This is a genomic window from Pseudomonas sp. NFR16 (assembly GCF_900108875.1).
Lineage (GTDB): Bacteria > Pseudomonadota > Gammaproteobacteria > Pseudomonadales > Pseudomonadaceae > Aquipseudomonas.
On record NZ_FNYJ01000008.1, the window covers coordinates 98808 to 122778 of the forward strand.

Annotated in this window: 24 protein-coding genes; 19 read left to right on the forward strand and 5 right to left on the reverse strand. The window is 61.2% G+C overall.

From position 1 onward, the window contains the following. The first annotated feature begins 58 nt into the window (after positions 1–58). The 4 genes from BMZ10_RS25540 (at position 59) to BMZ10_RS25555 (ending at position 4927) form a co-directional block, all read left to right on the forward strand. Complete coding sequence (locus BMZ10_RS25540) at positions 59–1990, forward strand: sigma-54-dependent Fis family transcriptional regulator (protein WP_093469035.1); 1932 nt, start codon at positions 59–61, stop codon at positions 1988–1990. Positions 1991–2668: 678 nt separating this feature from the next. Then, entirely contained in the window at positions 2669–4018 is a 1350-nt protein-coding gene (gene mpl / locus BMZ10_RS25545; protein WP_093469038.1) for a UDP-N-acetylmuramate:L-alanyl-gamma-D-glutamyl-meso-diaminopimelate ligase, read from the forward strand. Beyond that, on the forward strand, positions 4015–4644 hold the full coding sequence (ubiX, locus tag BMZ10_RS25550; RefSeq protein ID WP_093469041.1) for a flavin prenyltransferase UbiX: 630 nt from the start codon (positions 4015–4017) through the stop codon (positions 4642–4644). Before mpl ends, ubiX begins: the two co-directional genes overlap by 4 nt. Continuing rightward, positions 4637–4927, forward strand: a complete 291-nt coding sequence (locus BMZ10_RS25555) for a YceK/YidQ family lipoprotein (RefSeq protein WP_093469044.1) — start codon at positions 4637–4639, stop codon at positions 4925–4927. The genes ubiX and BMZ10_RS25555 overlap by 8 nt, the downstream gene beginning before the upstream one ends. Before the next feature lie 105 nt (positions 4928–5032). Here the strand turns inward: BMZ10_RS25555 and BMZ10_RS25560 are convergent, their stop codons facing one another. The 3 genes from BMZ10_RS25560 to BMZ10_RS25570 all read right to left on the reverse strand — a co-directional run bounded on the left by BMZ10_RS25560 (position 5033) and on the right by BMZ10_RS25570 (position 8201). Beyond that, complete coding sequence (locus BMZ10_RS25560; protein ID WP_093469047.1) at positions 5033–5674, reverse strand: Rossmann-fold NAD(P)-binding domain-containing protein; 642 nt, start codon at positions 5672–5674, stop codon at positions 5033–5035. A 237-nt stretch (positions 5675–5911) separates the two neighbouring features. Then, positions 5912–7606 carry a C13 family peptidase gene (locus BMZ10_RS25565; protein WP_093469050.1) on the reverse strand — a complete coding sequence of 565 codons (1695 nt, stop codon included), beginning with the start codon at positions 7604–7606 and terminating at the stop codon, positions 5912–5914. Between the two features lie 139 nt (positions 7607–7745). Beyond that, the gene (locus BMZ10_RS25570; RefSeq protein ID WP_093469053.1) at positions 7746–8201 is read right to left on the reverse strand and encodes a MaoC family dehydratase; all 456 of its coding nucleotides are present in this window, start codon (positions 8199–8201) and stop codon (positions 7746–7748) included. 260 nt (positions 8202–8461) lie between these two features. Here BMZ10_RS25570 and BMZ10_RS25575 point away from each other — a divergent pair, with 260 nt between their 5' ends. From BMZ10_RS25575 to BMZ10_RS25585, 3 genes are read left to right on the forward strand one after another with little or no spacing between them, the layout of a single operon-like run. After that, positions 8462–8824, forward strand: coding sequence for a CidA/LrgA family protein (locus tag BMZ10_RS25575; RefSeq protein WP_093469056.1), 363 nt, complete (start codon positions 8462–8464; stop codon positions 8822–8824). Beyond that, on the forward strand, positions 8821–9537 hold the full coding sequence (locus BMZ10_RS25580) for an LrgB family protein (RefSeq protein ID WP_093469059.1): 717 nt from the start codon (positions 8821–8823) through the stop codon (positions 9535–9537). The genes BMZ10_RS25575 and BMZ10_RS25580 overlap by 4 nt, the downstream gene beginning before the upstream one ends. A 10-nt stretch (positions 9538–9547) precedes the next feature. Then, positions 9548–10138, forward strand: coding sequence for an LON peptidase substrate-binding domain-containing protein (locus tag BMZ10_RS25585; RefSeq protein WP_093469062.1), 591 nt, complete (start codon positions 9548–9550; stop codon positions 10136–10138). 30 nt (positions 10139–10168) lie between these two features. Here the strand turns inward: BMZ10_RS25585 and BMZ10_RS25590 are convergent, their stop codons facing one another. Together BMZ10_RS25590 and BMZ10_RS25595 are read right to left on the reverse strand one after the other, a co-directional pair. Then, the gene (locus BMZ10_RS25590; RefSeq protein ID WP_093469065.1) at positions 10169–11485 is read right to left on the reverse strand and encodes a bifunctional DedA family/phosphatase PAP2 family protein; all 1317 of its coding nucleotides are present in this window, start codon (positions 11483–11485) and stop codon (positions 10169–10171) included. A gap of 3 nt (positions 11486–11488) precedes the next feature. Beyond that, a complete protein-coding gene (locus BMZ10_RS25595) occupies positions 11489–12181 on the reverse strand; it encodes a DNA-3-methyladenine glycosylase (RefSeq protein WP_371266262.1) in 693 nt (230 codons plus the stop codon). A 225-nt stretch (positions 12182–12406) separates the two neighbouring features. Between BMZ10_RS25595 and BMZ10_RS25600 the strand changes: the two genes are divergently transcribed. The 12 genes from BMZ10_RS25600 to lipA all read left to right on the forward strand — a co-directional run bounded on the left by BMZ10_RS25600 (position 12407) and on the right by lipA (position 23841). After that, positions 12407–13681, forward strand: coding sequence for a glutamate-5-semialdehyde dehydrogenase (locus BMZ10_RS25600; protein WP_093469069.1), 1275 nt, complete (start codon positions 12407–12409; stop codon positions 13679–13681). A gap of 94 nt (positions 13682–13775) precedes the next feature. Then, the gene (gene nadD / locus BMZ10_RS25605; protein ID WP_218147278.1) at positions 13776–14408 is read left to right on the forward strand and encodes a nicotinate-nucleotide adenylyltransferase; all 633 of its coding nucleotides are present in this window, start codon (positions 13776–13778) and stop codon (positions 14406–14408) included. Positions 14409–14424: 16 nt separating this feature from the next. After that, on the forward strand, positions 14425–14817 hold the full coding sequence (gene rsfS / locus BMZ10_RS25610; RefSeq protein WP_093469071.1) for a ribosome silencing factor: 393 nt from the start codon (positions 14425–14427) through the stop codon (positions 14815–14817). A gap of 9 nt (positions 14818–14826) precedes the next feature. After that, entirely contained in the window at positions 14827–15294 is a 468-nt protein-coding gene (gene rlmH, locus BMZ10_RS25615) for a 23S rRNA (pseudouridine(1915)-N(3))-methyltransferase RlmH (RefSeq protein WP_093469074.1), read from the forward strand. 31 nt (positions 15295–15325) lie between these two features. Next, positions 15326–17227: a penicillin-binding protein 2 gene (gene mrdA / locus BMZ10_RS25620; RefSeq protein WP_093469077.1), complete on the forward strand. Its 1902-nt coding sequence runs from the start codon at positions 15326–15328 to the stop codon at positions 17225–17227. Positions 17228–17258: 31 nt separating this feature from the next. Beyond that, the gene (gene rodA / locus BMZ10_RS25625) at positions 17259–18362 is read left to right on the forward strand and encodes a rod shape-determining protein RodA (RefSeq protein WP_177182227.1); all 1104 of its coding nucleotides are present in this window, start codon (positions 17259–17261) and stop codon (positions 18360–18362) included. 17 nt (positions 18363–18379) lie between these two features. Beyond that, positions 18380–19390 carry a lytic murein transglycosylase B gene (gene mltB, locus BMZ10_RS25630; protein ID WP_093469083.1) on the forward strand — a complete coding sequence of 337 codons (1011 nt, stop codon included), beginning with the start codon at positions 18380–18382 and terminating at the stop codon, positions 19388–19390. Next, positions 19390–20427, forward strand: a complete 1038-nt coding sequence (locus tag BMZ10_RS25635) for a septal ring lytic transglycosylase RlpA family protein (RefSeq protein WP_093469086.1) — start codon at positions 19390–19392, stop codon at positions 20425–20427. The genes mltB and BMZ10_RS25635 overlap by 1 nt, the downstream gene beginning before the upstream one ends. A 181-nt stretch (positions 20428–20608) precedes the next feature. Then, entirely contained in the window at positions 20609–21769 is a 1161-nt protein-coding gene (locus BMZ10_RS25640; protein ID WP_093469089.1) for a D-alanyl-D-alanine carboxypeptidase family protein, read from the forward strand. A 107-nt stretch (positions 21770–21876) separates the two neighbouring features. Beyond that, positions 21877–22152 (forward strand): DUF493 domain-containing protein, encoded by a 276-nt coding sequence (locus tag BMZ10_RS25645; protein ID WP_093469300.1) that lies wholly within the window; start codon positions 21877–21879, stop codon positions 22150–22152. After that, entirely contained in the window at positions 22152–22799 is a 648-nt protein-coding gene (lipB, locus tag BMZ10_RS25650) for a lipoyl(octanoyl) transferase LipB (protein WP_093469092.1), read from the forward strand. The genes BMZ10_RS25645 and lipB overlap by 1 nt, the downstream gene beginning before the upstream one ends. Before the next feature lies 1 nt (position 22800). Then, on the forward strand, positions 22801–23841 hold the full coding sequence (gene lipA / locus BMZ10_RS25655) for a lipoyl synthase (protein ID WP_093469095.1): 1041 nt from the start codon (positions 22801–22803) through the stop codon (positions 23839–23841). The last annotated feature ends 130 nt before the right edge of the window (positions 23842–23971 follow it).

The window sequence follows — 23971 nt, forward strand, 5'->3', positions numbered from 1 at the left end:
AGGAGGATGCTGGTCCGCGACTCCCCGGGAGAGCCGCAACCTAGGAAGAACAATAACAATGCACAGCCGCCATTTCGCTCGACATGCGCAACAGGTCCTGACCGTTGCGCAGGGTAACGCCCACCATCGTTACGGCCCTGGCGCCGACCCTTCCATCGCCCGCTCCTGGTTGCGATGCCTTGAGGATTACCACCTCGATCCGGCGCAGGCCATGGCGCCGACGGTGCTCGAACACGCCCGCGTGCTTGAGAGCCGCGAGCGGCTGCAGCAGGTCCTGACCATCGCCGGTGGCGAAATGAACAGCCTGCATCAGCAGCTCTCTGGCGGTAACGCCGTGCTGCTGACCGACGCGCGCGGGATCATCCTCAACTGCGTCACCGAGCCTGGCGAGCGGCGGATCTTCGAGCGCGCCGGTCTGTGGCTGGGTGCTGACTGGAGCGAGGCGCGCGAGGGCACCAACGGTATTGGCACCTGTCTGGTGGAGCGCCAGTGTGTGACGATTCATCGCGACGAGCATTTTCGCGGCCGGCACACCGGGCTGACGTGCTCGGCGAGTCCGGTCTTCGACCCTCATGGCGACCTGCTCGCGGTCCTCGACGTGTCTTCGGCGCGGCACGATGTCACCCGCCAGAGCCAGTTCCACACCATGGCGCTGGTCAACCTGTCGGCAAAAATGATTGAGAGCAGCTACTTTCTGCGCCATTTCGATAATCAATGGCTGCTGCGCTTTCATTTACAGGCGGATTCTGTCGGGCTGTTCAGCGAAGGGTTGCTGGCGTTCGACGGAGAGGGTTGCATCAGCGCGGTGAACCAGAGCGCGTTGAATTTGCTGAGCCTGGGACGCTGCGAGCTGATCGGTCGTCCCGTCGAGGCGTTGTTCGATTGCGCCTTGAGCGACTTGCTGGCACGTGCATCGGCTGACGCGGCAACCTGCTGGCCGCTGAGGACGCGAGACGGTCGAGGCTTCTTCGCCGTGCTGCGTGGGCAATCGCGACCGCAGATGACAGCGCCTGCTACACCGGTTGTCAGCCGACCTGCAGTGCCTTCGCTACCAAGCGGCTTGTGTCTGGGCGACGCCTCGCTGCAAGCCGATTTTCGTCGGGCCTTGAAGGTGTTCGAGCGCGACGTGCCGCTGTTGATCAATGGTGAAACCGGCTCGGGAAAAGAGGCGTTCGCCAAAGCCGTGCATCAGGCCAGTCGGCGTGCCGGCAAGCCGTTCGTGGCCCTGAATTGCGCGGCGATTCCGGAAACCCTGATTGAAAGCGAACTGTTCGGGTATCGCGGCGGCAGTTTCACGGGGGCGCGCAAGGAGGGCATGCGCGGCAAGTTGCAGCAGGCCGATGGTGGGACATTGTTTCTTGATGAAATCGGTGACATGCCGGTGGCATTGCAAACCCGTTTGTTGCGTGTGCTGGAGGATCGGCTGGTGGTGCCGATCGGTGGCGAGCCGCATGCGGTAGATGTACGAATCATCAGCGCGACTCACCGGAATCTGCTGGAGCGGGTAGAGGATGGCAGCTTTCGCGAGGACCTCTTCTATCGACTCAGCGGCCTGGAAATCGGTTTGCCGCCGTTGCGAGCGCGCAGCGACAAGGCCCAGTTGCTGGACTACCTGTTGAAAGAAGAAGCCGGCGGCGATGCCGTCATGATCGAGCCTGAGGCGAGGGATGTGCTGCTGGCCTTCAACTGGCCAGGCAATGTGCGGCAGATGCGCAACGTGTTGAGGACGCTGGCGGCGCTGTGCGAAGACCATCTGATTCGTTTGGCCGATCTGCCAGCGGCGGTCCGTCAGGCCGCTTCGCAGGCCACCGTCGCGCGCATGACGCCCGAGCCAGAGCGCAGTGATTCGCCGCTGGACGACGCCGAACGCACGGCGCTCATTGCCACTCTGGAAAACCAGCGCTGGCACATGACCCATGCCGCCCGGGAGCTAGGGGTGAGCCGCAATACGCTCTATAGAAAGTTGCGCAAACATGGGATCAACCGCTGAAGCCCTGTGTGTATGAAGCTTGGATGAATTGTCCCAATCTGCGGTGAGCCTCCCGACGCCTTCCCGGCTAAAGCCGGTCCTACGACGCGTTCACCCAGCGGATTGCAGCGTGAGGCGGTCAGTCAGCAGGGCCCCGCATTCACCCACGATATTGCAGCGTGTCGCGATCAGTCAGCAGGCCCGGCTTCAGCCACGATATTGCGGCGTGACGCAGTCAGTGGGACGCGTTCACCCGCGATTTCGCAGCGTGTCGCGGTCAGTCAGTAGGACCGGCTTCAGCCGGGAAGAGGCCGGTGTGGTCGCCATCAGTTCTGCGGTGAGCCCCCCGACGCCTTCCCGGCTAAAGCCGGTCCTACGACGCGTTCACCCAACGGATTGCTGCGTGAGGCGGTCAGCCAGTAGGACCGGCATTCACCCGCGATTTTGCAGCGTGTCGCGGTCAGCCAGTAGGACCGGCTTCAGCCGGGAATAGGCCGGTGTGGTCGCCATCAGGTCTGCGGTGAGCCGACCGGCGCCTTCCCGGCCAAAGCCGGTCCTGTGACGCGTTGACCCGAGAGGCGGTCCTTCGAGGTATTCCCCGTGGGGCATCCTCAAGCGCGGCCGCCGTTCTGCGCAATTCCCCCGTGCGCATCCACCGCCTTCTACGCTAACCTGCGCGAACGTTTTAAGAGGTCGGTCATGCACATTCATATTCTGGGTATCTGCGGCACGTTCATGGGATCGCTGGCGGTTCTCGCCAAGGATCTGGGCCACAAAGTCACCGGCTCCGATGCCAACGTCTATCCGCCGATGAGCACGCAGTTGCAGGCGCAAGGCATTGAGTTGATGCAAGGGTATGACCCTTCGCATCTGGAACCGGCGCCTGATCTGGTCGTGGTCGGCAATGCGATGTCCCGAGGCAATCCGGCCGTCGAGTACGTCCTGAACAAAGGGCTCCCTTACGTTTCCGGTCCGCAGTGGCTGGCTGACCACGTGCTGCGCGGTCGCTGGGTGCTGGCGGTTGCGGGCACTCACGGCAAGACCACCACGAGCAGCATGCTGGCGTGGGTGCTGGAGCATGCCGGCATGAGCCCGGGCTTCCTGATCGGCGGCGTGCCGCAAAACTTCGCGGTGTCTGCGCGTCTGGGCGACACGCCGTTTTTTGTGGTCGAAGCCGATGAATACGACAGCGCCTTCTTCGACAAACGCTCGAAGTTCGTCCATTACGGCCCGCGGACCGCGATCCTGAACAACCTCGAGTTCGATCATGCCGACATTTTTCCCGATCTGCCTGCGATCGAGCGCCAGTTCCACCATCTGGTGCGCACCATTCCAAGCGAAGGCCTGGTGATTCATCCCACTACCGAGCCTGCATTGCAGCGGGTCATTCAGATGGGATGCTGGACGCCGGTGCAGACCACCGGGCAGGGCGGTCAGTGGCAGGCCAGACTGCTGAGCGAAGACGGCTCGAAGTTCGAAGTGCTGTTCGAAGGCGTGACGCAGGGCGTCGTCGACTGGGACATGACCGGTCAGCACAACGTAGCGAACGCATTGGCGACCCTCGCGGCGGCGCGTCACGTGGGCGTGGTCGGGCAGCAAGGCGTTGCGGCGCTGAGTGCTTTCAAAAGCGTGAAACGCCGCATGGAAAAGGTCGCCGAAGTGCGCGGCATCACGATTTACGACGACTTCGCCCATCACCCGACCGCGATCGCCACCACGCTGGACGGCCTGCGCAAGAAAGTCGGAGATTCACCGATCATCGCCATCGTCGAGCCGCGCTCCAACTCGATGAAGCTCGGCGCGCATCGTGACGGACTGCCGGAAAGTGTCGCGCAGGCGGATCAGGTGGTCTGGTACTCGCCGGCCAATCTGGGCTGGGATCTGGGCGCAACGGCTGCCGAATGCACGGTTCCGGCGGTGGTATGCGATTCCCTCGAAGGCATCATCGAACGGGTGAAAAGTCAGGCACAGCCCGGCACGCACGTAGTCATCATGAGCAACGGTGGCTTTGGCGGGCTGCATGGCAAGCTGGCCGAGGCGTTGAAATGAGCGGGCCGGAACGCATCACGCTGGCGATGACCGGCGCGTCCGGCGCGCAATACGGTCTGCGCTTGCTGGATTGTCTAGTGCGGGAAGATCGCGAAGTGCATTTTCTCATTTCCAAGGCCGCCCAACTGGTGATGGCCACCGAAACCGATGTCGCGCTGCCGCCCAAGCCGCAGATGATGCAGGCGTTTCTGACCGAATACACCGGCGCTGAAGCAGGGCAGATCCGCGTTTACGGCAAGGAAGACTGGATGTCGCCGGTGGCCTCCGGCTCAGGTTCCCCGAGCGCGATGGTTGTCGTGCCGTGCTCGACGGGCACTTTGTCGGCGATCGCCACCGGCGCGTGTAACAACCTGATCGAGCGCGCCGCTGATGTGACGCTCAAGGAGCGCCGGCAGTTGATTCTGGTGCCGCGCGAGGCGCCGTTCTCCAGCATTCACCTGGAGAACATGCTGAAGCTGTCGAATCTGGGGGCGGTGATACTTCCCGCTTCACCCGGTTTCTACAACCAGCCGCAGACGATCGACGATCTGGTCGATTTCGTCGTGGCGCGCATTCTCAACCTGTTGAACATCCCTCAAGACATGCTGCCCCGTTGGGGCGAACACCATTTTGGCGCCGATGAATAAGAAGCTTTTTGTCCTGACGCTGGGGCTGGTTCTCGCCACGGGCTGCTCGACCGTGCGCACACTGGATGCTAACCAGCCGGGCGCTCCGGTGGTGTATTCCGGCACGCGGCTGGATCTGTATGCGATTGAAGGTGGCTGCTGCGAGAAGGACCGTTTCGGAGCAGAAGCGCCGAAATACCCGATGCTCGATCTGCCCGGCAGCGCGCTGCTCGACACGGTGCTGTTGCCGCTTTCGATCCTGACTGCGCTGGGCGTTGGGTTTCAGGCAACGGGTGGGATGTAGGCGGCCGCGAGTGCCATCGGCAGCAGCAGGGATGCAGCTTGCGCACAATCTTTCATCCGGTACAAAGATTTCGGCGCTGAAGGCCATCCGCGAGCAACGGCGTAGCTATTTGCCCAATCGCCGCAGCTCGTCGGACTCCACGACCCGAATCCCGTCCTGTTCTTCCAGCGCAAGGCGCCAAAGGGCGCGAGCCAGCTGACAGGCCTCGATGCCGCCGTATTTACCCGGAATCAACTTGGCGATGGGCGCAGCCAGTTGTTCGACGAGCCGCTGGTCCTCACGCTCGCCGATCAGCAGCGAGGGCCGGGCGATTGTCAGTTGCGGCCAGTTCTGATCCTTGAGCGCCTCTTCCATTTCGCCTTTGACGCGGCTGTAGAAAATGCTCGATTCGGGGTCTGCATTCACAGCACTGATCACCACCAGATGACGCGCGCCCAGCTCCCGGGCCCGCTTGCCGAACGCCACCACCATGTCCAGATCGATTGCACGGAAGGCATCCTGCGAGCCCGCCTGCTTGATCGTGCTGCCCAGGCAGCAGAAAGCGATATCGATCTGGCCGCCAAGTTCGGGCAACAGCGAAATGAGCTCGCCAACAGGGTTTTCCAGGTGCGGATGTTCGGCCAGCGGACGGCGAGTGGGGGCCAGCACGCGGCTGACGGTGGGTTCGTTGAGCAAGCGATCCAGCAAATGCTCGCCTGTCAATCCAGTCGCTCCGGCAAGCAAAATGTGTTGCGGCGTCAAGTACATGGTCTTTCTCCCTTGATACGTCACAAGCATAGGCGCTCTATCGGAACAGACTGCGCGCCGAGCGGACAGGTTTCACCCGGCGCTCAAATATTCATCTGAGCGCTGGCCCGGACTCGCGGGTGCGAGGCTTGTCTGGTGATCAGCGGGGAGCCGTTTGTAGCCGAGGGTCGCTGCAGCAGGCGCGAGCGTAGTGATCGCCCATTCCGGCAGATCGCGGGGCAGGTCAGGCGCGCGAAGTCAGCGTCCGACGGTGTTCAATGCCCGCTCTGCCTGGCTCTTGCGCAGCTGCTGCCAGCGTGTGACGACCGCCTTGGGCGCCCAGATCTGCGGCTCGGAGGCTTCGAAGTTCTCGTCGGTTTCCCGCTGGGCAACGATGGCTTTGGCTTCGTTGAAGGCCTGAATCAGATCGTCGCTCTCAGCCAGTGCTTTGCCGAAAAGTGCTTCTCCGAAATAGGTGAAATCCGCCTCTTCCGAGCAGCCGAACGACACCCGGTCCGCCCGCGAAGCAGTGATGACCATCGTGTGTTCATCCTTGATCGCAGGGATGAAACCGCCCGAGTAACAGGCAGAAATCACCACCACTTTGTCGCGATTTTTCAGCGGCGCAAGCACGCCCGACATCTCGTTGGCCGGAAGGTCCGAGAGCTCAAGGCGTGGCTCGTCCAGCACCAACTCATGCTCGTGTGTGCCGTGGCTGGTGAGGTAGATGAAAATCAGGTCTTCCGGACCACTGCGTCTGGCCAGCGTCTGGACGGCGCGGTTGATGTTCTCGCGTGTGGCCAGCGGTCGATCCGTCATGTGATCGCGATGGTTCACCAGCGACACCTGACCGTATGCGCCGAAGCGCGTGGCGAGCAATTTGTTGACGAAGTCCGCCTCGCGCAGAAACACGCTCTGCTTGCCATCGCCGCCGACGACCAGGCTGTAGAGCTCGATGGCCGGCGTTGATGCAGGCACCGCGGCGAGCGCTTTCTCGAGTAACGGACCCTGAGCCAGCAGGCCGACCTCCAGCGGGTCTGGCAACAACTTGCCCGACGCGTCGCGCACGCGCTGGCCGTTGGACCAGGTGCCGCTCTGAATCTCGCCTTCGGCGGTCGTCAGCACGCCTGCGCCATGATAATTGTCGTTTTCAAAATGCCCGACGTAGGTGCTGCCGTCCGGCATCTGCAGACGGCCTTCGCCAGCGAACCGCCAGTTCAGGAACTGACCCTGATAACGGGTGCCGTCAGCACCGATCAATTCGCCTTTGCCGGTAAAGGCGCCGTCCTTGAATTGCCCCGACCAGACATCGCCGTCGGCGTTTTCGTAACGCCCGCGGCCATTGAGCTGGTTGTTGTGGAAGCCGCCGACATACTGATCACCGTCAGCGCTGTTGAAATTGCCGGTGCCTTCGAGCTGGCCGTCGACGAACTTGCCGCTGAACTGGTTGCCTGCCGCATCGCTGCGCTGGCCTTCGCCGTTGGGTTTGCCCTGCGCGAACTGGCCTTGGTACTGGCTGCCGTCGTCCAGTTCCAGGTGGCCGAGGCCCTCGTACTGATCGGCCTTGAATTCGCCGCGATAACTCATGCCGTGCTCTTTGAGCGTGCCTTCGCCGTCACGTCGCCCCAGTTTGTAGCCGCCAACATAACTGCCCGCGCTGGTGGTCAGCGCCCCTTGCCCCTGAAACAGTCCGTTCTGAAAACCGCCGCGATACACGTCGCCATTGCTGGCATGCCATTCGCCCTGGCCATCCCATTGGCCGTTCTTGAACCCGCCCGCGTACCAGCTGCCGTTCGGGTAATCGATACGACCCTTGCCTTGCAACATGCCATTGACGATGTCGCCTCGATAACGGCCGCCGTCGGGCAGGCGAGCGTCGGGAGGCAACAGCGATTCGCCGTCACCGCAGGCGGTAAGCAGAAGGGTCAGGGCCAGAGGGGCAAGCGCGCGCATGGTAAATCCCGCAAATAAATATGTCGGCGTGATCAGATCGCGTACTTGTGTCGAGTCGCTCACACAGCCGCAGCGAGTATGCCGCAGCCGGTAAGCGTGGTGAAACAGTCTGTTACGACTGTTTCACGTTTTGAGAAATTTACACGAAGCAGAGTGACAGGGGTTCTGCAACGAAGGCGGGCTTGTCCTGACCCTCGATTTCAAGCGTTGCCGTCGCTTTGAGCAACCATTGCCCGGGCTTCTTTTCAGTGACTTCGGTCAGCGCAACTTTTAGACGAACGCGCGAATCGACCTTCACAGGCTGCACGAAGCGCACGCTGTCCAGGCCGTAATTGACCACCATTTTCAAGCCATCCGGCAACACCAGCAGCGATTCCATCAACTTGGGGATCAGCGACAGCGACAGGAAGCCGTGAGCGATGGTCGAGCCAAAGGGTGTCTGCGCGGCCTTGACCGGATCGACGTGAATGAATTGAAAATCACCGGTTGCCTCGGCGAACAGATTGATTCGTTCCTGATCGATGAGCAGCCACTCGGAACTTCCCAGTTCCTTGCCTTCATAGCTCTTGAGTTCTGCGACGGGTACATAGGGCATCGTTACTCTCCTTGTGAAACGTTGACGTCCTGCGGTTTTGTGTTTTCCGGTTTCTGCGGCTATAGGCTCTTTTATTGCTTGGTTCGGTGGCGGCGTCTGGCGCCTCTTCGGTCGGCGCGCTTGCACATCATCATCGCCTGACGCGATGAAGATCAGCACGCCGCAGGGCTGTGGTCAAGAATCCCAAGGTTTGCGAATGCCGAGCCATAGCTGACGAAACTGCATGCTTATAATGTCGCCGCGAATTTGTGGAGTTCTGTATGTTGCTAAGAGGCCTGACCTGGCTTGTGCTGTTCCAATTGGTGGGAACGGCGCTGAATCATTTATTCCTGTCGATACTGCCGGGGCCGATCATCGGCCTGGTGCTGCTGATGATTTACCTGATGATCAGGGGCGAAGTCAGCGAACCCATCAGCCTGGCCGCCAGCAGTCTGCTGCGTTATCTGCCGCTGTTGCTGGTGCCGCCTGCCGTCGGCGTGATGGTTTATGCCGACCAGATCGCCGATGACTTCTGGGCCATTGTAGGCTCGCTGGTGCTGTCGCTGATGATCTCGCTCACCTTTGCGGGCTGGCTGATGCAGAAACTCATCGATCGCCAGTCCAGCCGCCGGGAGCCGTCATGAGTCTGGACTGGCAAGGCGCATGGCTCTCGGTCATTCATCATCCGCTGTTCGGCATTGCGATCACCTTGGGCGCCTATCAGATCGTGCTCGCCGGTTATGAGAAAACCCGGTGGGTATTCCTGCAACCGGTGCTGGTGTCGATGGTCGTGGTTATTGTCGTGCTGGTGAGTTGCGGGCTGACCTACGTCGAATACCGGAAAAGCACCGACATTCTCAGCATCCTGCTCGGGCCGGCGACGGTTGCGCTGGCAGTGCCGCTTTATCTGAATCTGCGGCGTATTCGTCAGTTGTTCTGGCCGGTCTTGACTACGCTGGTGATTGGCGGCGTGCTGGCAACCGGGTCATGTGTCGCGCTCGGTTGGCTGTTGGGCGCCGACCACATGATTCTGATGACGATGGCGCCCAAGTCAGTGACCTCACCGATTGCCATGCTGGTCGCTGAACAGATAGGTGGCGTTGCAGCGCTGGCAGCGGTTTTTGTGTTGATCACCGGCGTCATCGGCGGCATATTCGGGCCCGGTCTGCTGACCCTGGCGGGCGTGCAGAGTCCGGAAGCTCGCGGCATGGCGCTGGGGCTGACGGCGCACGCAGTGGGTACCTCGGCGGCTTTGCAGGAAGGTGATGAATGCGGCGCCTTCGCGGCGCTGGCGATGAGTCTGATGGGTGTCGCCACGGCGCTGTTTTTGCCGTTGGCGGTGTCTCTGGTTGCTTGAGGGTGGGTTTATGTCGTTGCCGTTGTTTCCGCTGAATGCTGTGCTGTTCCCGGGGTGTGTGCTGGATCTTCAGATCTTCGAGGCACGCTATCTGGACATGATTGGCCGCTGCATGAAACAGGGTGAAGGGTTCGGTGTGGTCTGCATCACTGAAGGCAGCGAGGTGGGTGACGTTCCTGAGGGGTTCTCGCAGATCGGTTGCGAGGCGCTGGTCACTGATTTCCAGCAGCAGGACAACGGCCTGTTGGGTATCCGGGTGGTCGGCGGGCGGCGCTTTCGGGTGATCGACGCAGAGTCGCAACGTGACAACCTGCTGCTGGCCGAGGTGGAATGGCTGGAAGATCCGCAGGAGCAGCCGCTTCAGGAAGAGGACGATGACCTCGTGGCACTTCTGGCGGCCTTGGCCGAGCACCCGATGGTGGCGGCGTTGAATATGGGGCTGACGGCCAGTGGGCAACAGTCGCTGGCCAATCAGTTGGCCTATCTGCTGCCGTTCGCGGAGGAAGATAAGATCGAACTGCTGGAAATAGACGACGCCGAGGAACGCCTCGACGCCATTCAGGATCTGCTCGACGAAATGCAGGGCGACATGCAGGCCTGATACGCCCGACGCCAGCCAAAGGGCGCGCCCTCAATACTGATAGCGAATCAGGCCATGTCCGAACGAGTGCAGGGCAAATCCTCCCAGCAGAGCCACCATCGCAGGCAGGATCAACCACCACACACGAATCGGCAGCGCTGGCAGTGATTGCTTGTTCTGCACGAACGCCAGGCTCGCCGAGCACGTGAAAAACGCCAGCATCATGCCGGCCAGTACGTCGGTCGGCCAGTGGACGCCCAGGTACACCCGGGACATCGCGATCGCCAACGCCGGAATTCCCCCCAGCAACAGCCAGGTCAGGCGCAGTCGCACCGGTTGGCTGCGCCCGGCCAGCACGGCCAGCGTCATGAACAAGGCAAACGAGGCGGATGCATGTCCGCTGGGCATGCTGTAAGTGGTCAATGGCTCGGCCAGCACTTCCGGGCGTGCGCGGGCGAAGGTGTATTTCATGCTCTGGTTGACGACCGCGGCCCCCAGCGTAGTTCCCACTGCAAAGATGGCGTGCCGGTATTGGCGAGTGAGCAGCAACAGAATCGCCAGCAACGCAGCCGCACAGAATTGGGTCCGGAAATCCCCAAGACCTGTGATCATCACGGCGTAGTTTTCCGCCGCTTCGCTTCGGCTCGCCTGAACGAGGGTCATCAGACCCTGATCGAAATCCGCCAGATACGGCCAGCCAAGAAACACGGCTCCCAACAGAATGAAACACGTCGCGGCGATCAGTCTGGTGGCATAGCGCTTCTGGCGCGTGCTGCTCTGAACGGCGACGCCGAGCAGGATTGCCAGTGCGACACCGACCACTGCTGCCTGCGGCCAGAAGTTTTCCGGCAACGGCAGGCGGATCGCTGCGCCGGTGGCCCAGCCCGGAAGAATGTACGCCACCGACCAGCCGGCGGCCGCAATCAGGCTGACTCCGGCAAAACGCACCAACGGCATGTCGAACATGCCGGCGACCATCGGCAGCATGGGCCGCAGCGGGCCGATGAAGCGCCCGACCAGCAGGCTGGCAATGCCATAACGTTGAAAGTAAGCCTCGGCGCCGCCGATCCACTCCGGATGATGGCGCAGGCCGGGCAGACGGCGGATGTTCTGATGGAAACGGCGGCCCAGGAAATAAGACACGAAGTCGCCCAGCAGGCCGCCCAGGAAGCCCAGCAGCAGCGCTTCGCTCAACTCCAGGATGCCGCTGCCGGCCAGTGCTGCCACCGCGAAGAGTGCGACAGTGCCCGGCACGATGATGCCGGCGATGGCCAGGCATTCGACGAAGGCGATCAAAAAAATCGCGGCGCCAAGCCAGGACGGGTTGGCGCTCAGCCAGGAGGTAATGCTGTCGAGCCATGCACCCATGGGTCAGTTTCCTTGCTCGAAAAAAAGGTAATCGCGGCCTTCGACTTGCCCGCGTCTGACCGGATTCCGTGTGCAGAACCGCGCGTAATCGGCGTCGACGAACCGGTACATCAAGTGTTCATCGCGCCCGGTCGGGATGCCCAGGCGCGTGGTTTGAATGATCCGCGAAGGCTGCTGCCCCACGTCTTCGACAAACAGTTGTTCTTCATCGAAACGTTTGGCATCCCACATCGGGACCTTTAGCCCGAGCGCCTTGCACAGCAGTGTCTGCCCGGCGCACAGCCGCTGCGGTGTGCGCAGCTGACCGCTGGCGTCGGGATTATTCAGCTGCATTTGCGCCAGGCTGTTTTCATCGGAGAAGGCATCGACCCAGGGATAAGCGGACTTGATCAGCACTGCGTTGCCCGGCCCCTCGGCACTGAAATTCAGCGAATCTCCGCCACGGGCGTAGTACATATAGATGTGTCCGCCATCCAGAAACAAAGCCTTACGTTTTTCTGTGTAGCCAAGGGAGGCGTGGCTGCCTTTTTCCGAAACGTAATAGGCCTCGGTCTCTATAATGCGCGCCGACAGCCACAGCTCACCGACCTTATGGCGGATGACCTTGCCCAGCAGATCGCGGGCAAGCGTCTGGGCATCGCGGTGGAAGAAGCTGTCGGGCAGGGCGCGCGGGGTCTGTCGTGGCATCGCATGCATGATCTTGGAATGAGCGGTGATGATAACAATGTCGGGCTTAATTGCAGCTGAATGGGCACGGCTGGAACGGCACAAAATGTGAAAGCGGGCAGGCGTGTGAGTTGGATTTCACGGTTTCGTCCAGCAAATCCGGCTTATATCGACCATCCGCCTGTCGCCGCTGTCGTTCAGCCCGCCCGGCAGCTATAATCGGCCGCTTTCCTCTCTGCCAAGACCTCTGAGACCATGACTGAGTCCGTTCTTGACTACATGACCCGCCTGGGTCGCGCCGCCCGTGACGCCTCGCGCGTGATCGGCCGTGCCAGTACTGCGCAGAAAAACCGCGCGCTGGCTGCGACCGCCGCAGCGCTGGATGCCGCCCGGGACGAGCTGACTGCCGCCAACGAACAGGATCTTGCCGCCGGCCGTGCGAACGGTCTGGAGCCGGCACTGCTCGAACGTCTGGCCCTGACCCCGGCGCGTATCGACAGCATGATCGCCGGTCTGCGTCAGGTCGCCGGTCTGCCGGACCCAGTGGGCACCATCCGTGACATGAACTTCCAGCCGTCCGGTATTCAGGTCGGCAAGATGCGCGTACCGCTGGGCGTGGTCGGGATCATTTACGAGTCGCGTCCGAACGTGACCATCGATGCGGCCAGTCTTTGCCTGAAGTCTGGAAACGCCACCATCCTGCGCGGCGGTTCCGAAGCCATCAATTCCAACCGGGCCATCGCTGCCTGCATTCAGCGCGGCCTGGCCGAAGCTGACCTGCCCGCAGCGGTCGTCCAGGTGGTCGAGACCACCGACCGTGCGGCCGTCGGCGCGTTGATCACCATGCCTGAGTACGTCGACGTCATCGTTCCACGGGGTGGCAAAGGCCTGATCGAGCGCGTCAGTCGTGATGCCCGGGTGCCGGTGATCAAGCATCTGGACGGCATCTGCCACGTGTATGTCAGTGCCCACGCCGACCTCGCTGCTGCTCAACGCATCGCTTTCAACGCCAAGACCTACCGCTATGGCATTTGCGGTGCCATGGAAACGCTGCTGGTGGATCAGGCCATTGCGTCTGACTTCCTGCCTCAGATGGCCGCCCAGTTCCGCGAGAAAGGCGTCGAACTGCGTGGCTGCGAGCGCACCCGTCAGTTGATCGATGCCGTTGCCGCCACCGAAGAAGACTGGCACACCGAGTATCTGGCGCCGATCCTGTCGATCCGCGTCGTGACCGGTCTGGATCAGGCGATCGAGCACATCAACCATTACGGCTCGCATCACAGCGACGCCATCGTCTCCGATTCGCAGAGCCAGACGCGCCGTTTTATGGCTGAAGTCGACTCCAGCTCGGTCATGATCAATGCGCCCACCAGCTTCGCCGACGGATTCGAGTACGGTCTGGGCGCTGAAATCGGTATTTCCACCGACAAGATTCATGCACGCGGTCCGGTCGGACTCGAGGGCCTGACGTGCGAGAAATACGTCGTCATTGGTGATGGTCGCCAGTTGCGCGGACAGGGGCCGGCCTGACTTGGCCGATATCGGTCAGCGCCCGGGCAATGGTGCGGGTGCTGTTGCCCAGCCAGCCAGCGACACGGCTCGGGCCAGTGGCAAGCCGAAACGCATCGGCATGCTGGGTGGCACGTTCGATCCGGTGCACATCGGCCATTTGCGCGGCGCGCTTGAAGTCGCCGCGTTGCTTGAACTCGATGAGTTGCGTCTGACGCCCAGCGCCAGACCGCCTCATCGCGACACGCCAAGTGTCTCTGCGCAAGACCGTCTGGCGATGGTCAGTTGCGCGGTGGAAGGCGTGCCGCCCTTGACGGTGGATGATCGCGAGCTGTTGCGCGACAAGCCGTCTTACACCATCGACACGCTGGAATCGATGCGGGCTGAGCTGTCCGCCGATGACCAGCTGTTTTTGTTGCTGGGTTGGGATGCCTTTTGCGGCCTGCCCACCTGGCATCGTTGGGAAGAGTTGCTGGAGCACTGCCATATCGTGGTGCTGCAACGCCCGGACGCCGACAGCGAGTCGCCAGACGCCATGCGTAACCTGCTGGCAGCACGCGCGGTCAGCGATCCGAAGGCCCTGAAAGGGCCTGGCGGACACATTACATTCGTCTGGCAGACGCCGCTTTCGGTGTCTGCCACCCAGATCCGCCAACTGCTGGCCAGCGGTAAATCGGTACGTTTTCTGGTGCCAGACGCGGTACTGGCCTACATCGAGGCGCACGGACTGTACCGTGCGCCCAATTGAACTGAATGAGTTTTTTATGACAAAGCAAAAACAATCCGTATCCGGCGAAGAGCTGGTTGAACTGACCAAGGCTGCTCTGGAAGACGTCAAGGCACAGGACATCCTGGTCATCGACGTCAAGGACAAGCACAGCCTGACCGACTACATGGTGATCGCCACCGGTACGTCCAACCGTCAGATCAACGCGATGCTGGACAAGGTCCGCGAAAACGTCAAAGCCAAGGGCGCACAGCCGCTGGGCGAAGAAGGCAAAGGCGAAAGCGACTGGGTTCTGCTGGACCTGGGCGACGTGATCGTGCACATGATGACCGCCGCCGCTCGCCAGTTCTACGACCTGGAACGTCTGTGGCAAGGCGCCGAGCAGAGCCGTGCAGCCAGCGGTGCCCATCACACCCCGGGTAACGAATAAGGGCTCATTGTGCGTCTGCGTCTGATTGCTGTCGGTTCACGCATGCCCAAGTGGGTGGAAGAGGGTTGGCATGAGTATGCCAAGCGTCTGCCGTCCGAACTGGCGCTGGAACTGGTAGAGATTCCGCTCAACACCCGTGGCAAGAACGCCGACGTGGCACGCCTGATTCGTCAGGAAGGCGAGGCCATGCTGGCGAAAGTGCAGCCGGGCGAGCGGATCGTCACGCTTGAAGTGCAGGGCAAACCATGGAGCACCGAGCAACTGGCGGGCGAGCTCGATCGGTGGCGTCTGGATTCGCGAACCGTGAATCTGATGGTTGGCGGTCCCGAAGGGCTCGCGCCGGAAGTCTGTGCCCGTGCCGAGCAGCGTTGGTCGTTGTCGCCGTTGACGTTGCCGCACCCGCTGGTGCGCATTCTCATCGGTGAACAGATTTATCGTGCCTGGACAGTGTTGTCCGGTCACCCTTATCACAAGTAGCGCTGCTGCCTTCACTGTGAACACGCCCTAAATGTCTCAGCCGATTCGCCTGAAAGACCACGAAAAGGACGCACGCCTGGTGCGCAGCCGGGTCGTGGTCGGCGCAGTTGCGGTGATCGTGCTGATCTGCGTGTTGGTGGCGCGGCTGTACTTCCTGCAGGTCATCCAGTACGACTATCACTCGACCCTCTCGGAGAACAACCGCGTCCACGTGCAGCCGATTCCGCCCAGTCGCGGGCTTATCTTCGATCGTAACGGCGTGGTGATCGCCGACAACCGGCCCAGCTTCAACCTGAGCATGACCCGCGAACGCTCGGGCGGCGACTGGGCCCAGGTACTCGATACGATCATCGAAGTGCTCGAGCTGACGCCTGATGACCGGATCATCTTCGAAAAGCGCATGAAACAAGGGCGTCGCCCGTTTGAACCGGTGCCGATCCTGTTCGAGCTGACCGAGGAGCAGATAGCCCGGATCGCCGTCAACCAGTTCCGCTTGCCCGGCGTCGAAGTGGTGGCGCAACTGATTCGCCATTACCCGCAGGGCGCGCATTTTGCGCACTCCGTGGGCTACATGGGGCGAATCAACGAGAAAGAGCTGAAAAGCCTCGATCCCGTGAATTACAGCGGCACCCATCACATGGGCAAGACCGGCATCGAGCGCTTCTACGAGCCTGAGCTGCATGGTCAGGTCGGCTACGAAGAGGTCGAGACCAACGCCCGCGGGCGTGTGTTGCGCGTGTTGAAGCGCACTGATCCGGTACCGGGCAAAGACATCGTTCTGAGCCTTGATATCCAGTTGCAGGAGGCCGCCGAGGTCGCGCTGGGCGGACGCCGTGGCGCGGTGGTCGCCCTGGACCCGAACACCGGCGAAGTGCTGGCGATGGTCAGTCAGCCGAGTTTCGACCCCAATCTGTTCGTGACCGGTATCAGCTTCAAGGCCTATTCCGAGCTGCGTGACTCGGTCGATCGGCCTCTGTTCAACCGTATTCTGCGCGGTTTGTATCCGCCGGGCTCGACCATCAAGCCTGCGGTGGCGATTGCCGGTCTGGACACCGGTGTCGTGACGGCCAGCACCCGCGTGTTCGACCCCGGCTACTACATGCTGCCGAACTACGATCACAAATACCGTAACTGGAACCGCACCGGCGATGGCTGGGTCGACCTGGACACCGCGATCATGCGTTCCAACGACACCTACTTCTACGACCTGGCGCACAAGGTCGGTATTGATCGGCTGTCTTCCTACCTGAACAAGTTCGGCATCGGGCAGAAAGTGTCGCTGGACATGTTCGAAGAATCTCCCGGCCTGATGCCTTCCCGCGACTGGAAGCGCATTACCCGGCGTCAGGCGTGGTTCCCGGGTGAAACCCTCATCCTCGGCATCGGCCAGGGCTATATGCAGGCCACGCCTTTGCAACTGGCTCAGGCCACTGCGCTGGTGGCGAACAAGGGCAAGTGGAACCGGCCGCATCTGGCCCGGACCATCGAAGGACAAAAGCCGGTGGACGAAAACCCGATGCCGGACATCGTGCTGCGCGACCCGTCCGACTGGGGCAAGGTCAATCACGGCATGCAGCAGGTGATGCACGGCGCGCGCGGCACGGCGCGCAAGGCAGCGATCGGTGCTCAGTACCGGATTGCAGGAAAGAGCGGTACCGCACAGGTCGTGGCCATTCGCCAAGGCGAGAAGTACGACCGCTCCAAAGTGCAGGAGCGCCATCGCGACCACGCCTTGTTCGTCGGCTTCGCGCCGGCCGACAACCCCAAAATCGTGGTGGCTGTGATGATCGAGAACGGCGAGTCCGGTTCCGGTGCCGCCGCACCTGTCGTGCGTCAGGTCATGGACGCCTGGCTGCTGGGCCCGGATGGCCGTCTGAAACCCGAATACGCCAGTAACACCTTGCCTCCGGAGACCGCGGCCCGTGAAGAGTAATTTCGACCGCATCCTCTCCAGCGAAGACGTGATGCGTCGTCGCGCGACCTTTCTGCAGAAAATTCACGTCGATGGCCCACTACTCATCCTCTTGCTGACGCTGGCCGCCGGCAGCCTGTTCGTCCTTTATTCGGCAAGCGGCAAAAGCTGGGATCTGCTGATCAAGCAGGCCACGTCGTTCGGCATCGGCCTGGTTTCCATGTTCGTCATTGCGCAACTGGAACCGCGCTTCATGGCGCGCTGGGTTCCGGTGGCCTACGTGCTGGGCGTTTTGCTGCTGGTGGCGGTCGACGTGATGGGCCACAACGCCATGGGTGCGACGCGCTGGATCAACATTCCCGGAGTGATCCGTTTCCAGCCGTCCGAATTCATGAAGATCATCATGCCGGCGACCATCGCCTGGTACTTGTCCAAACGCACGCTGCCGCCCCATCTCAAGCACGTCGCCGTGAGTCTGGGGCTGATCGGCCTGCCGTTCATCCTGATCGTCCGCCAGCCCGATCTTGGGACTTCGCTGCTGATTCTGGCGTCCGGGACCTTCGTGCTGTTCATGGCCGGCCTGCGCTGGCGCTGGATCATCGGCGTGATCGCGGCCGCCGTGCCGGTAGCGGTGGGCATGTGGTTCTTCTTCATGCACGACTATCAGAAGCAGCGGATCCTGACCTTCCTCGATCCGGAAAGCGATCCGCTGGGCACCGGGTGGAACATCATCCAGTCCAAGGCGGCGATCGGCTCGGGCGGCGTGTTCGGCAAAGGCTGGCTGCTGGGCACCCAGTCGCATCTGGATTTTCTTCCGGAAAGCCACACTGACTTCATCATCGCAGTCCTTGGCGAGGAGTTCGGGCTGGTCGGCATCTGCGCGCTGTTGCTGATTTACCTGCTGCTGATCGGTCGCGGGCTGGTTATCACCGCCCAGGCGCAGACGCTTTACGGCAAGTTGCTGGCAGGCAGTCTGACCATGACGTTTTTTGTTTATGTTTTCGTCAACATCGGTATGGTCAGCGGGCTGCTTCCGGTGGTGGGAGTGCCGCTGCCCTTCATTAGCTACGGCGGAACTTCGCTCGTGACGCTGCTGTCAGCGTTTGGGGTTTTGATGTCGATCCATACCCATCGCAAGTGGATCGCTCAGGTTTGATTAAGGTGAAGAACTCAATGCAAGTAGTGCGTGGCTGGGCTGCTCGATATGTGCCGCTGGTCGGTCTGATGGGCATCCTCGGTTCAGTGCAGGAGTCGCTTGCCGGTGACTATGAAGGCTCTCCTCAAGTCGCTGAGTTCGTGGGTGAGATGACCCGAGATTACGGCTTTGCCGGCGAACAGTTGATTGATGTTTTTCGGGATGTCCAGCGCAAGCAGTCCATTCTCGACGCCATTTCAAGGCCAGCAGAGCGGGTCAAGACGTGGAAGGATTACCGACCGATGTTCCTGACCGACGCACGCATCGCGCGGGGCGTGGATTTCTGGCGGCAGCACGAGGCTGCCCTCGCGCGCGCCGAGCAGGAGTACGGCGTGCCGGCGCAAGTCATCGTCGCGATCATCGGGGTTGAGACATTTTTCGGCCGTAATACCGGCAGTTACCGGGTAATCGATGCGTTATCGACGCTGAGTTTCGATTACCCAGCGCGCGCCGAGTTCTTCCGCAAGGAGCTGCGCGAGTTTCTCCTGCTGTCGCGGGAGGAGCAGGTCGATCCACTGACGCTCAAGGGGTCATACGCAGGGGCGATGGGGCTTCCGCAGTTCATGCCGAGCAGTTTCCGGGCGTACGCGGTCGACTTCGACGGCGACGGCCACATCAACATCTGGAACGATCCGGATGATGCGATTGGCAGCGTCGCCAGTTATTTCAAACGCCATGGCTGGGTGGCGGGTGAGCCTGTCGTCAGTCGTGCCAGTGTGCGTGGCGACCGGGTGGACGAGGGGCTGAGCCCCGGAATCGAGCCAGTGAGGACGGTCGGGGAGTTGCGAGGCCTGGGCTGGGCAAGTCATGATGCGCTGCGCGATGATATGCCGGTCACGGCTTTTCGCCTGGATGGCGACAATGGCCCTGAATACTGGATGGGTTTGAAGAATTTTTACGCAATCACGCGTTACAACCGCAGCGTGATGTACGCAATGGCCGTGCATCAGCTGTCTGAACTGCTTGTTCAAGCTCGGGACGTCAAGTAATGCGGTCATTGCCGATTCAACAACCATTGAAACTGATGGCCTTCGCGGCACTGACATTGCTCGTTGTCAGCTGCTCCACCAGTCGCCCGACGACACAGCAGGGCAATGTGATCCGCGCCCAGCCGGGGCTGGACATCAACAGGGCACATAAAGATGGTGCGCCTTGGTGGGATGTCGATGTTTCGCGCATTCCGGACGCCATTCCGACCCTGCACACTGGCCCGTACAAAGCCAACCCGTACACGGTGCTCGGCAAGACCTACTTCCCGCTCAGCGATTCGAAGGCATATGTCGCCACGGGCACGGCGTCCTGGTACGGAACCAAGTTCCATGGCCAGAACACGGCCAACGGGGAGGTGTACGACTTGTATGGCATGAGCGCGGCGCACAAGACGCTGCCGCTGCCCAGCTATGTTCGCGTCACCAATCTGGACAACAGCCGCAGTGTGATTCTGCGCGTCAACGATCGCGGGCCGTTCTATTCCGATCGCATCATCGACTTGTCCTACGCAGCGGCGAAAAAGCTCGGTTACGCCGAGATCGGCACCGCTCGCGTGAAAGTCGAAGGTATCGATCCAGCCCAGTATTGGGCGCAACGCGGCAAGCCCGCGCCATTGATGCTCGATCAGCCGCAAGTGGCCAGTAGCAACCCGCCACCGCCTCGACAGCAGGCCGCGGCACCTGTAATCACTGCCTCTGCCGGCACCATCGAACAATGGACGCCACCGCCGCAACAGCACGCCGCGCCGGTCTCGCCAGTGCCGATCGATGCAAAAAAAAACGCTTCCGGACAGCCGTCTGGGCTGTTTCTCCAAGTGGGAGCCTTCGCCAACCCGGACGCTGCGGAACTGCTGAGGTCCAAGCTGAGCGGGATGGTACGGGCGCCGGTGTTCGTGAGTTCGATCGCACGCAATCAACAGACGCTTTATCGCGTGCGGATGGGACCGGTCGACACGCCGGGTGAAGCCCAACAACTGCAAAACAGCGTAAGGTCGGCCAATCTGGGTTCACCGAGCGTCGTAACGTCGGATCAGTGATCGGTCCTCGGCAACGAGGTCCAGTCAACGCTGCCTGACCGACGACTTGGCGCCAGAGCGAGCGTTGTCAGCAGCTTTTCACGGGGCGTTCTGTAGAATGTGAGCCCGTTTGCCGGGGTAGCCCGGCACCACCGCTTTGCCCGCGAGGGCATGTTTGCCCATTAGCATTTTCGAGAGACGGATGAACATCACCACCTTTGCAAAACGCCTTTGCCTGCTTATCCCGCTATTCACCGCGCCTGCCGTGTTCGCGGCAGAACAGATGACGCCATCGCCACCGCAACTGGCTGCCAAGGCTTATGTGCTGATGGATGCCAACAGCGGCAACGTTCTGGTTGAAAACAATGGTGACCAGCGCCTGCCACCGGCGAGCCTGACCAAGCTGATGACGGCCTACATCGCCACCCTGGAGATCCGCCGCGGCCAGATCGGTGAAAACGATCCGGTGACCATCAGCGAGAACGCCTGGCGTACCGGCGGTTCGCGGATGTTCATCAAGGTCGGCAGCCAGGTGACCGTCAGCGACCTGCTGCACGGCATCATCATTCAGTCGGGTAACGACGCCAGCGTCGCGGTCTCCGAGCACATCGCCGGCAGCGAAGACGCGTTCGCCGACCTCATGAACAAGACCGCTGGCGACCTGGGCATGGTCAACAGCCACTTCATGAACCCGACCGGCCTGCCGAACCCTGATCACTACTCCACAGCCCACGACATGGCGCTGCTGGCTCGCGCGATCATCCACGAAGACCCTGCTCACTACGCGATCTACTCGCAGAAGGAGTTCTTCTGGAACGGCATCAAACAGCCGAACCGCAACCTGCTGCTGTGGCGCGACAAAACGGTCGACGGCCTGAAAACCGGTCACACCGAAGAAGCCGGTTACTGCATGGTGTCGTCGGCCGTGCGTGATGGCATGCGCCTGATCGCCGTGGTATTCGGCACCAACAGCGAACAGGCTCGTGCTGCCGAGACCCAGAAGTTGCTGACCTACGGCTTCCGCTTCTTTGAAACCCAGACCTTCTATCAGAAAGGCACCGAGCTGGCTCAGGCCCCGGTCTGGAAAGGCGCAGAGCATCAGGTCAAAGCCGGTCTGGCCGAAGACCTGACGATGACCATGCCTAAAGGCGAATTGAAAAAGCTCGCCGCCAGCATGACCATGAACCCCAAGCTGGTTGCGCCGATCGCCAAGGGCGATGTCATTGGCCAGGTGGAAGTCAAGCTGGACGACAAAGTGGTGCATAGCGCTAATCTGATCGCTATGGATGCAGTCGAGGAGGGTGGTATCTTCCGCCGCCTGTGGGATAGCATCCGCATGTTCTTCTACGGTCTGTTCAACTGATCACCGATTGATCGATTATTGAACACTCAATGATCGACGCTCCGTACGCCCCTGCCGTGACTGCGGCAGGGACTGTCCGTTTTCCGGCTTACGAGGCCGTTACTGCCATGACAGATTCCGAAGCAAAAGCGCCAAAAATCGAATTCCCCTGCAACGACTATCCGATCAAGGTGATCGGCGACACCGGTGTGGGTTTCAAGGACACAGTCATCGAGATCGTCACCAAACACGCGAAGATCAACGATGAGAAGGTGGCCGAGCGCCAGAGCAGCAACGGTAAATACACCACCTTGCAGCTGCACATCGTCGCCACCGGTCAGGATCAGCTTTACGATATCAACAGCGAGCTACGCGCCACCGGCATCGTGCACATGGTGCTCTGATGGAGGGGCGTCTGGGCTTTCGCGATCTCGGATTGATCGACTACGAGCCCACCTGGCAGGCCATGCAGCGCTTTACCAATGGCCGCGATCGCAATGCCGCCGACGAAGTGTGGCTGGTTCAGCATCCGCCAGTTTTCACTCAGGGTCAGTCCGGTAAACCCGAGCACTTGCTGTTGCCGGGCGATATTCCGGTGGTACAGGTCGATCGCGGTGGCCAAGTGACTTATCATGGCCCTGGTCAACTGGTGGCCTACCTGATGCTGGATGTGCGTCGCCTGGGATTTGGCGTACGTGAATTGGTGACCCGGATCGAGCACAGCCTGATCGATCTGCTGGCCAGTTATGGCGTCACCGCCGCCGCCAAACCTGAAGCGCCGGGGGTTTATGTTCAGGGTGCGAAGATCGCATCGCTGGGCCTCCGGATTCGCAACGGCTGCTCGTTTCACGGCCTTGCGTTGAACGTCGATATGGATCTGGACCCTTTTAAACGGATAAATCCCTGCGGGTATGCGGGCCTGGCGATGACCCAGCTTCGCGAGCACGCAGGACCGATTGAATTTGCCGAGGTTAGTGCCCGGCTGCGTGCGCAGCTCGTCAAACACCTCGACTACGCTGAGCAGACGACCCTAACGGGCGGAATCGATTGATATGACTACTGCGCATGAGACGGCAGACGCCGTGCAAACCCTGATCCCGGCAGTGAATGTGGTGACGCCTGAGCGTGCTGCACGGCCGAAAGTTGAAGCGGGCGTGAAGCTGCGTGGCGCGGAAAAAGTGGCGCGCATCCCGGTGAAGATCATCCCGACGGTTGAACTGCCGAAGAAGCCGGACTGGATTCGTGTCCGCATTCCGGTTTCCCCTGAAGTCGACCGCATCAAGGCGTTGCTGCGTAAGCACAAGCTGCACAGCGTGTGCGAAGAAGCATCTTGCCCGAACCTGGGTGAGTGCTTCTCTGGCGGTACCGCGACGTTCATGATCATGGGTGACATCTGCACCCGTCGTTGCCCGTTCTGCGACGTCGGCCATGGCCGTCCGAAGCCTCTGGATGTCGACGAGCCGAAAAACCTCGCCGTTGCCATCGCTGACCTTAAGCTAAAGTACGTGGTGATCACCTCGGTGGACCGCGACGACCTGCGCGACGGTGGCGCTCAGCACTTTGCCGATTGCATCCGTGAAATCCGCGAGCTGTCGCCGAACGTGCAGCTGGAAACGCTGGTGCCCGATTATCGCGGCCGCATGGACATCGCGCTGGAAATCACCGCTGCCACGCCGCCAGACGTGTTCAACCACAACCTGGAAACCGTGCCGCGTCTCTACAAGGCCGCGCGTCCGGGGTCGGATTATCAGTGGTCGCTGACGCTGCTCAAGCGCTTCAAGGAAATGGTCCCTCACGTGCCAACCAAATCCGGCCTGATGCTGGGCTTGGGTGAGACTGATGAGGAAGTCATTGAAGTGATGCATCGCATGCGCGAGCACAACATCGACATGCTGACCCTGGGCCAATACCTGCAGCCATCTCGCAACCACCTGCCGGTTCAACGCTTCGTGCACCCGGACACGTTTGCCTGGTTTGCCGAAGAAGGCTACAAGATGGGCTTCAAGAACGTCGCTTCGGGCCCGCTGGTTCGTTCGTCGTATCACGCCGACGAGCAAGCCAAACTGACCAAGTCGTTGCTGACGGCGGGCTGATCGCCAGCGTTATCGACCTTATAAAAGGGGCCGGATAGCAATATCCGGCCCCTTTTTTATAGAGGTCGCGCGCTTGCAGGAGCCCGCTTGCCGGGGAACAAACGATTACGCGGCATGGCAGGCAAACCGC

Bases quoted from the DNA above. Each gene is read 5' to 3' on its own strand.
- BMZ10_RS25540 (WP_093469035.1), top strand. From the start codon at position 59: ATGCACAGCCGCCATTTCGCTCGACATGCGCAACAGGTCCTGACCGTT.
- mpl (WP_093469038.1), top strand. From the start codon at position 2,669: ATGCACATTCATATTCTGGGTATCTGCGGCACGTTCATGGGATCGCTG.
- ubiX (WP_093469041.1), top strand. From the start codon at position 4,015: ATGAGCGGGCCGGAACGCATCACGCTGGCGATGACCGGCGCGTCCGGC.
- BMZ10_RS25555 (WP_093469044.1), top strand. From the start codon at position 4,637: ATGAATAAGAAGCTTTTTGTCCTGACGCTGGGGCTGGTTCTCGCCACG.
- BMZ10_RS25560 (WP_093469047.1), bottom strand. From the start codon at position 5,674: ATGTACTTGACGCCGCAACACATTTTGCTTGCCGGAGCGACTGGATTG.
- BMZ10_RS25565 (WP_093469050.1), bottom strand. From the start codon at position 7,606: ATGCGCGCGCTTGCCCCTCTGGCCCTGACCCTTCTGCTTACCGCCTGC.
- BMZ10_RS25570 (WP_093469053.1), bottom strand. From the start codon at position 8,201: ATGCCCTATGTACCCGTCGCAGAACTCAAGAGCTATGAAGGCAAGGAA.
- BMZ10_RS25575 (WP_093469056.1), top strand. From the start codon at position 8,462: ATGTTGCTAAGAGGCCTGACCTGGCTTGTGCTGTTCCAATTGGTGGGA.
- BMZ10_RS25580 (WP_093469059.1), top strand. From the start codon at position 8,821: ATGAGTCTGGACTGGCAAGGCGCATGGCTCTCGGTCATTCATCATCCG.
- BMZ10_RS25585 (WP_093469062.1), top strand. From the start codon at position 9,548: ATGTCGTTGCCGTTGTTTCCGCTGAATGCTGTGCTGTTCCCGGGGTGT.
- BMZ10_RS25590 (WP_093469065.1), bottom strand. From the start codon at position 11,485: ATGGGTGCATGGCTCGACAGCATTACCTCCTGGCTGAGCGCCAACCCG.
- BMZ10_RS25595 (WP_371266262.1), bottom strand. From the start codon at position 12,181: ATGCATGCGATGCCACGACAGACCCCGCGCGCCCTGCCCGACAGCTTC.
- BMZ10_RS25600 (WP_093469069.1), top strand. From the start codon at position 12,407: ATGACTGAGTCCGTTCTTGACTACATGACCCGCCTGGGTCGCGCCGCC.
- rsfS (WP_093469071.1), top strand. From the start codon at position 14,425: ATGACAAAGCAAAAACAATCCGTATCCGGCGAAGAGCTGGTTGAACTG.
- mrdA (WP_093469077.1), top strand. From the start codon at position 15,326: ATGTCTCAGCCGATTCGCCTGAAAGACCACGAAAAGGACGCACGCCTG.
- rodA (WP_177182227.1), top strand. From the start codon at position 17,259: ATGCGTCGTCGCGCGACCTTTCTGCAGAAAATTCACGTCGATGGCCCA.
- mltB (WP_093469083.1), top strand. From the start codon at position 18,380: ATGCAAGTAGTGCGTGGCTGGGCTGCTCGATATGTGCCGCTGGTCGGT.
- BMZ10_RS25635 (WP_093469086.1), top strand. From the start codon at position 19,390: ATGCGGTCATTGCCGATTCAACAACCATTGAAACTGATGGCCTTCGCG.
- BMZ10_RS25640 (WP_093469089.1), top strand. From the start codon at position 20,609: ATGAACATCACCACCTTTGCAAAACGCCTTTGCCTGCTTATCCCGCTA.
- BMZ10_RS25645 (WP_093469300.1), top strand. From the start codon at position 21,877: ATGACAGATTCCGAAGCAAAAGCGCCAAAAATCGAATTCCCCTGCAAC.
- lipB (WP_093469092.1), top strand. From the start codon at position 22,152: ATGGAGGGGCGTCTGGGCTTTCGCGATCTCGGATTGATCGACTACGAG.
- lipA (WP_093469095.1), top strand. From the start codon at position 22,801: ATGACTACTGCGCATGAGACGGCAGACGCCGTGCAAACCCTGATCCCG.